We start from the raw sequence: 11,832 nt of genomic DNA on the forward strand, positions 1-11,832 counted from the left end.
GCCCCGGCCAACACGGCTGAACACGCATTCGAATACAAAATTTGTGCAGCGGTAAGCTCTCGGAGCGCGTAATAATAGTTAGCGAGGCGAACCGGCGGACTTCCGTCGTCGCCCGTTACCGAACTCGAGGTTTGCCGGATGTCGTGGTTTGTCGCAGGCCCAGCGGCGATGGCCGCCGCGGCGAGCGACCTCGCCCGCATCGGCGCCGTCATCGGCGACTCCAACACGGCGACGGCGCAACAGACCGCAGGAGTTCCCGCCTCTGCCGCCGATCAGGTCTCCGCGGCCATCGCGTCGTTCTGGAACGCGCACGCTCAGGGCTACCAGGACATCAGCGCTCAGATGTCGAACTTCCACGACCAGTTCGTCCAGGCATTGAACGCCGGGGGCGCCGCCTACAGCAACGCGGAAGCCGCCGCAGCCTCGTCGCTGCAAGGCGTCCGGGACCTGCTGGGCCCGTCGGCCTGACGGAGCACTAGGCCAACCGCGTGATCTCGACTTCCACGTCGAGGTCGGTCGCGCCCAGCCCGGAGTAGATCCCTTTCAGCGGCGACACGTCGGCGTAGTCGCGACCGACGCCCACGCTGATGTACTGCTCGGTGATCTCGGTGTCATTGGTCGGGTCGTAGTTCAACCAGCCACCCACCCACGCCTGGATCCAGGCGTGGCTGCGGCCCGCCACGGTCTTGCCGATCACGGCGTCGCGCTTGGGGTGCAGATACCCGGACACGTACCGTCCGGGAATTCCCATGCTGCGCAACAAAATCAGCGTCAGGTGGGCGAAATCCTGACACACGCCCTTGCCCTGCTCCAGCGCATCCAGGCCCGACGAACGCACACCGGTGGTACCGGGCAGATAATCCAGTTCACTGCGCGCCCATTGGGAGGCGGCGATGACGGCCTCGCCCGGGTCGTGATTCTTGGTGATCCGTTTGCCCACGGCGGCAACACGTTTGCTGGTCGGCGTGTAGTCGGTGGGCCGCAGCACCTCGTCGAAGCGGTCGATGACGGCCGCCGATTGCAGCTCCTCCCAACTCGTCTTCGTCGCCGGCGCCTCGGGCCGCTCGGTCTCCACCACCGAGGACGACGTCACCGTCAACTCGGTGTGCGGGGCGTGCAGGTCGAAGGCGGTGACGGCCGTCCCCCAATAGTCGATGTAGCGGTAGGACCGGGTGGCCGGGATGGTCTCCACCCGGTTGAGCACGACGTTCTGCCGGGTATTGGAACGCGGCGTGAGCCGCGCCTCGTTGTAGGACGCCGTCACCGGTGACCGGTACGCGTATCCGGTGGTGTGCACCACCCGCATCCGCCACATCAGGATTCTCCTTGAGTTTCCAGCGTTTCAGCCAACACGTCACGCTGCCCGGCATCCGTCCACGCCACCCAGGGCGCAGCGTGAAAGTACTGCAGCGCCAACGCATCTCCGACATCTCGACAGGTTCGTTGTAGGCCCCCGAGGCGATTCTCCAGCGTTTCGAGCAGCACCCCGGGCTGGACGAACTCCAGCTCGCTGCGCGCCTGACCGAGTAGCCGCTGAGCCTCGGTGGTGGCCCCGATGCGGCTCTGCGGGTTGTGCAGCAGTTCCTCGAGGTTGTGTTCGGCCAGCCTCAGCGAGTAGAAGACCGAGCGGGGGAAAAGCCGGTCCAGCAACATGAATTCGACCACCCGGCTGGCGTCCATCGCGCCGCGGTAGGTGCGCAGATAGGTGTCGTGCGCACCGGCCGAGCGCAACAGCGTGACCCAGGCCGGGGACGACGCACTGTCCCCGACCCTGGACAGCAACAGCCGCACCGTCATGTCCACGCGTTCGATCGCGCGTCCCAGCACCATGAATCGGTAACCGTCGTCGCGGGACAGCGTGGAGTCGGCGAGCCCGGCGAACATCGCCGCACGGCCTTCGATGAACGACAGGAATTCGTGCGGCCCAAGACGTTTGGCAGCACGCTCCCGTTCGGGCAGCGCGTGGTAGGTGGTGTTGATGCACTCCCAGGTCTCACTGGAGGTGACTTCGCGGGCCGACCGCGCATTCTCCCGAGCCGCCGAAATCGCGTCGACGATCGAGCAGCCGCCTTCGGTATTGGGGCTGAAGGCCACCAGGTCCGTCAACGACCAGACATCCAGGCGGTGGTCGGGCGGTTCGATGCCGAGCACCTTCAGCAGCAGCCGGGAAGCCTGGTCGGGGTCGACGCTGGAATCCTCGAGCAGATGGTGCACGGCGACATCGAGAATGCGTGCGGTGTCGTCGGCGCGTTCGACGTAGCGGCCGATCCAGTACAGCGCCTCCGCGTTGCGGGCCAGCATCAGTCGATCGCCCTCTGCTGCTGCTGCTGTTGCTGCTGTTCCTTCTTCGGGGGCTCGTCCAGCGGCTGGTGCGGCTGCTGCTGCGGCTGGGTCTGTGCCGTCCTTCCGGTCTCGGGGTGCTGTTCGGGCACCGAGCGGGGTAGCGACCGCACGACCTGGGCGCGGCCCAGCTCGCGGGCGGCCACCGAGGTACGCGGTGCCAGCACCCAGGTGTCCTTCGAACCGCCGCCCTGACTGGAGTTCACCACCCGGGATCCCTCGACCAGCGCGGTCCGGGTCAACCCCCCGGGGAGCACCCACACCTCGTTGCCGTCGTTGACGGCGAACGGCCGCAGGTCGACGTAGCGCGGCGCCAGACTGCCTTCGATCCGGGTGGGGACGGTCGAGAGCTCCATCATGGGTTGGGCGATCCAGGCACGTGGATCGTCGCGGATCTTCTTGCTGATCGCGGCGAGTTCTTTGTCGGAGGCTTCCGGGCCGAATACGATGCCGTACCCGCCGGAGCCCTCCACCGGCTTGATCACCAGCTCGTGGACCCGGTCCAGCACCTCTTCGCGTTCGTCGTCGAGCCAGCAGCGATAGGTGTCCACGTTGGCGAGCAACGGCTTCTCGCCGAGGTAGTACTCGATGATGGTGGGCACGTAGGTGTAGACGAGCTTGTCGTCACCGACCCCGTTGCCGATCGAGCTGGAGATGACGACGTTGCCGGCGCGTGCGGCGTTGACCAACCCGGCCACCCCGAGCACCGAGTCGGCCCGGAACTGCAGCGGGTCCAGGAAGGCGTCGTCGATGCGCCGGTAGATCACGTCGACCTGGCGCTCCCCCTCGGTGGTGCGCATGTAGACCTGGTTGTCGCGGCAGAACAGGTCGCGGCCCTCGACCAGTTCGACGCCCATCTGGCGGGCCAGCAGCGAGTGCTCGAAGTAGGCGGAGTTGTAGACGCCCGGAGTCAGCACCACCACGGTGGGATCGGCCTCGTTGGTGGCCGCGGAGTTGCGCAGCGCGCGCAGCAGGTGCGCGGAATAGTCGTCGACGGTCCGCACCCGGTGGGTGGCGAACAGATTGGGGAAGACACGCGCCATCGTGCGCCGGTTTTCCATGACGTACGACACACCCGACGGCGAACGCAGGTTGTCCTCGAGGACGCGGAAATCGCCCTTGTCGTCGCGGATCAGGTCGATGCCGGCGACGTGGATCCGCACCCCGTTGGGCGGGACGATTCCCACCGCCTCGCGGTGGAAGTGCTCGCACGAGGTGATCAGCCGGCGCGGGATCACTCCGTCCCGCAGGATGTCCTGGTCGCCGTAGATGTCGTCGAGGTACATCTCGAGGGCTTTGACCCGCTGCGTGATGCCGCGCTCGAGCCGGGTCCACTCGGCAGCCGAAATGACCCGCGGCACCAGGTCCAGCGGAAACGGCCGTTCCTGGCCGGACAGGGAGAACGTGATGCCCTGATCGATGAACGCCCGGCCCAGCGCGTCGGCCCTGGCCTTCAGTTCGGAGGCGTCGGTGGGCGCGAGCTCGGCGTAGATGCCCTTGTACGGGCCCCGGACGTTGCCCTGAGCGTCGAACATCTCGTCGAAGGCGGCCGAATACGCATCTGAGGTGTTGTAGCCCTCGAAGATGCGCTCGGAACGGACGCGCGACCGGCGCTGGGTTGCCTCGATCTGGTTCGGAAGACTCACCTGTGTCATGCTGCCTCAATTCCCCCATCCCGGCAGACCGAGAGTTCCGCTTTTGGGCGAAAACGTAACCGACTGATAACCTGAGCAGTCGCTGTCGGGTTGCAGGTACCCCGAGCAAAGCCAAAACGAAACGGAATAGGGAACTGAAGCGTGGCCAACATCAAGTCGCAGCAGAAGCGCAACCGCACTAACGAGCGCGCGCGGCTGCGCAACAAGTCGGTGAAGTCTTCGCTCCGCACGGCCATCCGCGCCTTCCGCGAGGCCACCCACGCAGGCGAGAAGGAGAAGGCGGCCGAGCTGCTGCAGGCCACCAGCCGCAAGCTGGACAAGGCCGCCAGCAAGGGCGTGATCCACAAGAACCAGGCCGCCAACAAGAAGTCGGCGCTGGCGCGCTCGCTCAACAAGCTCGGCTGAGTGTTCTCCCGCTAACCCCGCGGGGCCGTCAGTTCGAGGCCAACTCCGCCACTTGCCGTACGGCGGACTCCAGCGCGTAGTCGGCGTCCACGACGGCCCCCTTCACATTCGCGTTCAGGGTGGCGACCACCCGCGACGCGACAGCCAATCGATCGCGCGACCATCGCCGGGCCTGCTTCTGCGCCTTCTGCACCCGCCACGGCGGCATCTTGAGTTGTCCGGCCAGCCGGTACGGGTCGCCGGACAGCGGCATCACCACGCCGATGGTGTGGATCGCCTCCGCGAGCGCGTCGGCCAGCACCACGAGCGGCTCGCCGCGCAGCATCGCCCACCGCAGCGCCTCGGCGGCGCCGGCGACATCGCCGGTGACGGCCTTGTCGGCGATGTCGAAGCCCTTCACCTCGGCCTTGCCGCTGTGGTAGCGCCGGACTGCGACGGCATCGACCACCCCGCCGGTGTCGGCGACCAGTTGCGAACACGCGGACGCGAGCTCCCGGATATCGGAGCCCACGGCATCCAGCAGCGCCGTCACGGTCTCGTCGTCGACCCTGACCTTCAACGCGCGGAACTCGCCGCGGACGAAGTCGCTGCGCTCGCCGGCCTTGGTGATCCGCGCGCACGGGTGCTCCCGGGCACCAAGGGACCGCAGATCCGAAACCAGCGCCTTGGCCCGCCCACCGCCGGAGTGCACCACCACCAGCACCGTGCCGGCGGGGAGGTCCGCGGCGGCCGAAGCCACCAGGGCGGCCGCGTCCTTGCCCGCCTCGCCGGCGGCTTCGAGCACGATGATCCGCTCCTCGGCGAACAGCGACGGGCTCAGCAGTTCGGTCAGCTCATAGGTGCTGACGTCACCTGCCCGCATCCGATTGACCGGGACGTCGGCGATCCCTGAGTCCGCGCCCGCGCCGGCCCGCTTGCGCGCCGACCGCAGTATCTGGGCGACGGCCCGCTCGATCAGCAGTTCCTCTTCCCCCAGAACCAGGTGCAACGACGAATCCTCGCTCACCCCAGCATGGTGTCACGGGGGTACGACGGCTGCCGACACCGACCAGGCCAGCGCACACCCGGCTGTCACCCAGGCCAGCGCGACGCGACCACCACGCCGTCGCGCCAGCACGATGATCGGTACGGTCGCGCCGCCGACCACCAGCAGCCCGGCCGCTCCGGCCGGCACCGGCACGCTCGCGCCCGGAACGCCGGCGGCCCAGTGGGCGACGTGCAGCACCCACCACACCTCGGGTCCGGTGAACCGGATCAGCAGCTGGGCTGCGGACGGCCAGCAGACCGCCAGCGCAGCAGCCGCGGTGCCCAGCACGGTGATCGGGGCGACCGCCGGTGCCACCACCAGGTTCGCCAGCACGGCCACCAGGCTGAACCGGCCGGAGATGGCGGCGACCAGCGGCGCGGTCACCACCTGGGCCGCTCCGGCGACCGCGACCGCATCCGCCAGCGGTTTCGGCCAGCCCCGCCCGACCAGCCGGCGAGACCAGCCCGGCGCCACCACCACCAGTGCTCCGGTGGCGACCACCGACAGCGCGAACCCCAGGTCGACGGCCAACTGCGGAGCCATCACCAACAACACCAGTACGGTCGCCGACAGCGCCGGGACAGCCTGACGCCGGCGGGAAGACAGCATCGCCACCAGCGCGATGGCGCCCATCACGGCCGCCCGCAGCACGCTGGCCGTCGGCTGCACGACGAAGACGAAGGCAACCAGGGCCAGCGCGGCCAACAGCACGGCCGGCCGCGGCCCCACCAGCCGCGCCGACAACAGCATCGCGGCGCACACGATCGTGACGTTGGCCCCCGATACGGCCGTCAGATGGCTCATGCCCGCCACCCGGAACTCCCCGCTGGTGACGCTGGAAACCAGCGACGTGTCGCCGAGCACCAGAGCGGGCAACATCGCAGCCTGATCGGTGGGCAGCACCCGGCGCACCGCCGCCGCGAACCGGCCGCGGACGGTGTGCGCAGCCCGGTACACCGCGGGGGCGTGGCCCACCTCCGGCCGGCCGGTCGCGGTCAGCACCGCGACCGTCAGATCGCGACGGTTCGGCCGGGTGATGCGCGCGGTAAACCGCATCGACCGGCCCACCATCACCTCGTCTGCCGACTCACCGAAATCGGCGGCGCTCGCGAAAACCGTTACACGACCGGTTATTTCGTCATCGCGGAGCCGTTGCAGGGTGGCCCGGAACATCAACCGGCCCCGTGGCAACGGCCGCGGGCTCTCGCTCGGGACCACGGTCACGGGCGCCACGGTGCCGAAGGCCGCGGCGATCGGGTGGTGAGCGACCGCGTCGGCGCGCACGGCGATCGCCATCCCGTACCCCGCGCCGACCACACCGACCGCCATCAACCCGGCGCAGATCGCGGCAGGCGCCGGTCGGCACCGCACCCGCCGCCACAGCACTGCGGCCGCGGCGGCCACCACCGCGCAGCATGCGGCCAGCGCCGCGCCGGCCGGCCATACCGTGCCCGCGGCCGTCACGATCCATCCGGTCAGCGCGGCCGGGACCAGCCGCACATCCAGGCGCTCGGCCGGCTCGCGCTGCGGCTGCTGCACGCGGATCAGACACGGACCAGCGAACGCAGTTTGTCCAACCGCGCCTGCCCGATTCCGTCGACCTCGGCGAGTTGATCCACGCTGGTGAACCGCCCGTGGGTCTGGCGCCAGGCAACGATCGCCGCGGCCGTGACGGGCCCCACCCCGGGCAGTCCATCCAGTTGCTCGGCGGTGGCGGTGTTCAGGTCGAGCGCGTCCCTGGGGCCTGCCCTGGGTTTTCCGGAGGTGCTCGGCGCGGCCGAAGGCGACTGCGCGGCCGGGCCGCCGGCGCCGACGGAGCTGCCCAGCACCGCCGGCTTGCCCGGAGCCGGCGCCAGCCCGACCACGATCTGTTCACCGTCACCCAGTGGCCGGGCCATATTGAGTCCGATGGTATCGGCGCCGTCAACCGGTCCCCCGGCGGCCTGCAGCGCATCGGCGATCCGCGCGCCCGGTGCCAGGGTGACCAGTCCCGGCTTGTGCACGAGGCCGACGACGCTGACCACCACCGGCCGGTCTGGCCCCGGAGTGGTCGAGGCCCCGGGGCTACGTGACGAAACCCGTTCCACCGGTGGAAGTTTGGCCGACGTGACCGGCGGCGGCCGGTCGCGGGCCACCGTGAAGACGGTGATGAGCACCGCGAGCGCGGCGATCACCGCGAGCGCGATGGCGCCGGCACGGCCGGGGTCGGCGCGCAAGCGAGCCATCCAGTTCCGTTGCGCGGCAGCGTCGGGAAGCCACCGCGGCAACAATGAATTCGGGTCGTCTTCGTCGGGCTCCGATTCGGCGTCGGCGGGATGCGGATCAGGGTCGCCGGCCAGCCGTCGCTGCAGTCGCTCGGCGGGTAGTTCGGTTCGCATGCCGTGACGGTATGTCCGGCCACCGTCGCACGTGGCGCGCGCCGCCGCGCCGGCCGGGCCGACTGTGGATCAATCCGGAACTGTGGAAAAGCGTCTGGCCGAGCACGTTTGGGGACGCATTCGGCGGGTAGCCACGACGCCATGGGTTTGGCTTTGATCACCGGCGCATCGAGTGGGATCGGCCTGGAGTTGGCCAGGCGGTTCGCCGAGCACGGCTACGACCTCATGATCGCGGCGGATGACTCCGGCATCCACGACGCCGCACAGAAACTCGGGCGTTCGGGCGTCAACATCCGCTCCATTCAAGTGGACCTGCGCACCGGCAAGGGAGTGGAAGAGCTCTACCGGCAGGTCAGCACCGAGGGTCGACCGCTGGACGTGGCGGCGCTGAATGCCGGCGTGGGACTCGGCGGGGCATTCCTGGACAGCACCGTGCAGGATGCGCTGGCCCTCATCGACCTGAACGTGCGGTCCACCGTGCATCTGGCTAAGTTGGTGCTGCCCGACATGGTGCGGCGCAACAGCGGAAAGGTGCTGTTCACGTCGTCCATCGCCTCGACGATGCCCGGTTCCTACCAGGCGGTGTACAACGCGTCCAAGTCGTTCATTCAGTCGCTGTCCGAAGCGCTGCACGACGAGTTGCGCGACACCGGCGTCACGGTCACGGCTCTGATGCCCGGGCCCACCGACACCAACTTCTTCCGCCGCGCGGGCATGGCGGGCACCCGGATGGGCCGCATGAACCGCAAAGACGACCCGGCCGAAGTCGCCAGAGAGGGCTTCGACGCGTTGATGGACGGCGACCGCAAGGTCGTCGCGGAATCCATGCTGACCAAAGCCATGGGCATCTCCAACAGGCTGCTGCCCGACTCGGTCAAGGCCGTGGCCAACCGGGTGATGTCGACGCCGGTCCGCAGTGAGGAAGTACGGAGGTAAACCGATGAGCGTGAATGCCGGGACGGACACCGGGCCCAACGCCGACGCGTCGATCGGCGAGCTGGTATCTCAACTCTCTGCCCAGACTTCACGTCTGGTCCGCGACGAAATGCGGTTGGCGCAAAAGGAACTCGCGCAATCGGCCAAGCACGCCGGTGCCGGCGCGGGCCTGTTCGGCGCGGCCGGGTTGCTGGCGTTCTTCGGGGTGGCGAGTCTGATCGCGGCCGCGATCGCCGGGCTGGCTGTGGTGCTCCCGACGTGGGCGGCCGCACTGATCGTGGGCGCAGCGCTGCTGGCCGTCGCCGGCGTGACGGCGCTGTTGAGCAGGCGGCAGACCAAAGAGGTGACCCCCGCCGCGCCGCAGACCGTCGCCAGCGTCAAAAAGGACCTCCAGGAAGTGAAGGGCGCCCGCCATGGCCGAACCTGACCGCACACCGTCCGCAGCCCAGCCGGCCGAGCCGGGGCCGGACGCCGACATGGACGACATCGAGCGCGACATCGAGCGCACCCGTAGCCAACTGAGCGGCACCGTCGAAGCTCTCGCGGCCAAGGCCAACGTTCCCCAGCGGGCGAAAGAAACAGCCCGCGCCGCACAACCAACGCTGATCCTGGCCGCCTCGGCCGTCGGGGTCGCCCTGGTCGCCCTGCTGTGGTGGCGACGCCGGCGCAGCTGAGGACTCGCCGTTCACCGTCAACCCACCACCCGGTTGGCCAATGCTGCCGCGCAGCGCCTAACGTGCAGTACAGGACCGCCGTAACCCCTGCGCCGGCGGCCACCCCGGACACAGGAGGCTGCCGATGAAGCTGGCGCTCACGCCCGACGAAGCCGCGTTCCGCGACGAACTGCGGACCTTCTTCACCACCGAGATCCCGGTCGACATCCGCGAGCGGGTCCGCGACGGTGGGCACTTGACGCGCGACGAGATCGTCGCCACTCACAAACGGCTGCATGAGCACGGGATCGCGGTGCCGAGCTGGCCCGTCGAATGGGGCGGAAAAGACTGGACGCCCACCCAGTTTCAGATCTGGACCGACGAGATGCAGTTGGCCAGCGTCCCGGAGCCGTTGAACTTCAACACCAAGATGGTGGGCCCGGTGATCGCCGAGTTCGGCTCGCAGGAGGTCAAGGAACGGTTCCTGCCGCCGACGGCAAACCTGGATATCTGGTGGTGCCAGGGCTTCTCCGAGCCCGAAGCCGGATCCGATCTGGCCTCCCTGCGCACCACCGCGGTCCGCGACGGCGACAGCTACGTCGTCAACGGCCAGAAGACCTGGACGACGCTCGGCCAGTACGCGGACTGGATCTTCTGCCTGGTTCGCACCGACCCCCAGGCACCCAAACGCCAGGCCGGCATCTCGTTCCTGCTGATGTCGATGGACACCCCGGGCATCACGCTGCGGTCGATCAAGTTGATCGACGGCAGCGTCGAGGTCAACGAGGTGTTCTTTTCCGACGCTCGCGTGCCGGCCAATCAGCTTGTCGGAGAAGAGAATCAGGGCTGGAGCTACGCGAAGTTCCTGCTCGGCAACGAGCGCACCGGCATCGCCCAGGTGGGCCGCACCAAAGTGCGCCTCGCGGAGGTGAAGCGGCATGCCGCCGAGAACGGGCTGCTCGAGGACCCGCTGTTCGCGGCACGGCTGGCCGAGGCCGAAAACGAGGTGCTCGCACTGGAACTCACCCAGGCCCGGGTGGTGTCGAGTTCCGCGGGTGGCAAACCCAACCCGGCGTCGTCCGTGCTGAAGCTGCGCGGCAGCCAACTGCAGCAGATCGCCACCGAACTGATGGTCGAGGTCGCCGGTCCCGACGCGCTGCCGGTGGGCGGGGACGGCATCGCCTCCCCCCAGTGGGCGCAGGCCAGTGCACCGACCTACCTCAACTACCGCAAGACCTCGATCTACGGCGGTAGCAACGAGGTGCAGCGCAACATCATCTCCTCGACCATTCTCGGATTGTGAGGCTGTCATGGACTTTCAGTTGAGCGAAGAGCAGGCACTGCTGCGCGACACGACCCGGGAACTGCTGTCGCGAAGCTACGACGCCGAAAGCCGCAACAAGGCGATCGACACGGAGCTGGGCTGGAGCCGCGAGGTGTGGAACCAGCTCGCGGAGATCGGGATCCTGGGCCTCGGGTTCGAGCCCGAGGAGGCCGGGCAGCTGGAGATCATGGCGGTGCTCATCGAGGTCGGACGCCGGCTGGCGCCCGAACCGATCGTGCACGCCGCGCTGGCGCCCGGTTCGCTGATCGCCGAACTCGGCAACGACGCGCAGAAAGAACTGCTCGACGAGGTCGCCGCGGGCCAGCGGCTGCTGGCCTTCGCCCACCAGGAGCCTGGTCAGCGCGGCGGGTCGGTACAACCGGCGACTCACGCTGTGCAGCAAGGTGATTCGTGGACGATCAGCGGGCGTAAGAACCCCGTCCTAGCCGGCGACTGCGCCGAAACGCTGGTGGTCAGTGCGGCACTGCCGGACGGCGGCACCGGGTTGTTCCTGGTTGACGCCTCCCAGGACAACACCACCGTCACGCGTGCGCCGTTCCGAACCTTCGACGGGCAGCGCGGCGCTCAGATCGATCTGGACGAAGCCGCGGCGCAACCACTGGGCGACGGCGGCGATGCCTGTCAGGCCATCGCCAACGCCATCATCCGGATCCAGTCGGCGCTGTGCGCGGAGGCGATGGGCGCCATGGAGGAAGCGCTTCGCCTGACCACCGAATACCTGAAGACCCGCAAGCAGTTCGGGGTCACCCTCAACAAGTTCCAGACGCTCACGCAGCGGGCCGCCGACATGTACGTGTCGCTGGAACTGGCGCGCAGCATGAATCTGTACGCGGCCATGTCGATCGCCGACGGCAACTACGACCCGGTGATCGCCGCGCGCGCCAAGCTGCAAATCGGCCGCTCGGGCCGGCACATCGGGCAGGAGGCGATCCAGTTGCACGGCGGCATCGGCATGACCGCCGAATACCCGGTGGGCCACTACACGGCCCGGCTTACCGCGATCGATCAGACGCTGGGTTCCACGGCGGATCAGTTGCGGGTCCTCATAACGCACCTCGGCGAATACGACTTAGCCAAGCTCTGAGCCGATGCC

Annotated in this window: 13 protein-coding genes; 7 read left to right on the plus strand and 6 right to left on the minus strand. The window is 68.5% G+C overall.

The window, feature by feature from the left end; translation table 11 throughout:
- Positions 1 to 138: 138 nt before the first annotated feature.
- A complete protein-coding gene (locus C0J29_RS20785) occupies positions 139 to 468 on the plus strand; it encodes a PE family protein (RefSeq protein WP_082994215.1) in 330 nt (109 codons plus the stop codon).
- A 7-nt stretch (positions 469 to 475) separates the two neighbouring features.
- Here C0J29_RS20785 and C0J29_RS20790 read toward each other — a convergent pair whose 3' ends face one another.
- Genes C0J29_RS20790 through C0J29_RS20800 form a run of 3 tightly spaced genes read right to left on the minus strand, consistent with a single transcriptional unit; the run spans position 476 to position 3,995 of the window.
- Positions 476 to 1,315, minus strand: a complete 840-nt coding sequence (locus C0J29_RS20790) for a transglutaminase family protein (protein WP_120793428.1) — start codon at positions 1,313 to 1,315, stop codon at positions 476 to 478.
- On the minus strand, positions 1,315 to 2,301 hold the full coding sequence (locus tag C0J29_RS20795) for an alpha-E domain-containing protein (RefSeq protein WP_065163521.1): 987 nt from the start codon (positions 2,299 to 2,301) through the stop codon (positions 1,315 to 1,317). The genes C0J29_RS20790 and C0J29_RS20795 overlap by 1 nt, the downstream gene beginning before the upstream one ends.
- Positions 2,301 to 3,995, minus strand: coding sequence for a circularly permuted type 2 ATP-grasp protein (locus C0J29_RS20800; protein WP_120793429.1), 1,695 nt, complete (start codon positions 3,993 to 3,995; stop codon positions 2,301 to 2,303). The genes C0J29_RS20795 and C0J29_RS20800 overlap by 1 nt, the downstream gene beginning before the upstream one ends.
- 141 nt (positions 3,996 to 4,136) lie before the next feature.
- On the opposite strand from C0J29_RS20800, the gene rpsT reads away from it, so the two are divergent.
- Positions 4,137 to 4,400 carry a 30S ribosomal protein S20 gene (rpsT, locus tag C0J29_RS20805; RefSeq protein ID WP_055580355.1) on the plus strand — a complete coding sequence of 88 codons (264 nt, stop codon included), beginning with the start codon at positions 4,137 to 4,139 and terminating at the stop codon, positions 4,398 to 4,400.
- 28 nt (positions 4,401 to 4,428) lie between these two features.
- Here rpsT and holA read toward each other — a convergent pair whose 3' ends face one another.
- Genes holA through C0J29_RS20820 form a run of 3 tightly spaced genes read right to left on the minus strand, consistent with a single transcriptional unit; the run spans position 4,429 to position 7,805 of the window.
- Positions 4,429 to 5,388, minus strand: coding sequence for a DNA polymerase III subunit delta (gene holA, locus C0J29_RS20810; RefSeq protein ID WP_120794869.1), 960 nt, complete (start codon positions 5,386 to 5,388; stop codon positions 4,429 to 4,431).
- 30 nt (positions 5,389 to 5,418) lie between these two features.
- On the minus strand, positions 5,419 to 6,927 hold the full coding sequence (locus C0J29_RS20815) for a ComEC/Rec2 family competence protein (RefSeq protein WP_120794868.1): 1,509 nt from the start codon (positions 6,925 to 6,927) through the stop codon (positions 5,419 to 5,421).
- Between the two features lie 44 nt (positions 6,928 to 6,971).
- Positions 6,972 to 7,805 carry a ComEA family DNA-binding protein gene (locus tag C0J29_RS20820; RefSeq protein ID WP_065043308.1) on the minus strand — a complete coding sequence of 278 codons (834 nt, stop codon included), beginning with the start codon at positions 7,803 to 7,805 and terminating at the stop codon, positions 6,972 to 6,974.
- Positions 7,806 to 7,946: 141 nt separating this feature from the next.
- Between C0J29_RS20820 and C0J29_RS20825 the strand changes: the two genes are divergently transcribed.
- The 5 genes from C0J29_RS20825 (at position 7,947) to C0J29_RS20845 (ending at position 11,823) form a co-directional block, all read left to right on the plus strand.
- Positions 7,947 to 8,741, plus strand: a complete 795-nt coding sequence (locus tag C0J29_RS20825) for an SDR family NAD(P)-dependent oxidoreductase (protein ID WP_065043307.1) — start codon at positions 7,947 to 7,949, stop codon at positions 8,739 to 8,741.
- A 4-nt stretch (positions 8,742 to 8,745) separates the two neighbouring features.
- Positions 8,746 to 9,168, plus strand: a complete 423-nt coding sequence (locus C0J29_RS20830; RefSeq protein WP_065043306.1) for a phage holin family protein — start codon at positions 8,746 to 8,748, stop codon at positions 9,166 to 9,168.
- Positions 9,155 to 9,415 (plus strand): DUF3618 domain-containing protein, encoded by a 261-nt coding sequence (locus C0J29_RS20835; RefSeq protein WP_065043305.1) that lies wholly within the window; start codon positions 9,155 to 9,157, stop codon positions 9,413 to 9,415. The genes C0J29_RS20830 and C0J29_RS20835 overlap by 14 nt, the downstream gene beginning before the upstream one ends.
- Positions 9,416 to 9,539: 124 nt before the next feature.
- Entirely contained in the window at positions 9,540 to 10,697 is a 1,158-nt protein-coding gene (locus C0J29_RS20840) for an acyl-CoA dehydrogenase family protein (RefSeq protein WP_120793430.1), read from the plus strand.
- Positions 10,698 to 10,704: 7 nt separating this feature from the next.
- A complete protein-coding gene (locus C0J29_RS20845) occupies positions 10,705 to 11,823 on the plus strand; it encodes an acyl-CoA dehydrogenase family protein (RefSeq protein ID WP_065043303.1) in 1,119 nt (372 codons plus the stop codon).
- The last annotated feature ends 9 nt before the right edge of the window (positions 11,824 to 11,832 follow it).

Origin of the sequence: Mycobacterium paragordonae (assembly GCF_003614435.1) — a bacterium.
Classification (GTDB): Bacteria; Actinomycetota; Actinomycetes; order Mycobacteriales; family Mycobacteriaceae; genus Mycobacterium; species Mycobacterium paragordonae.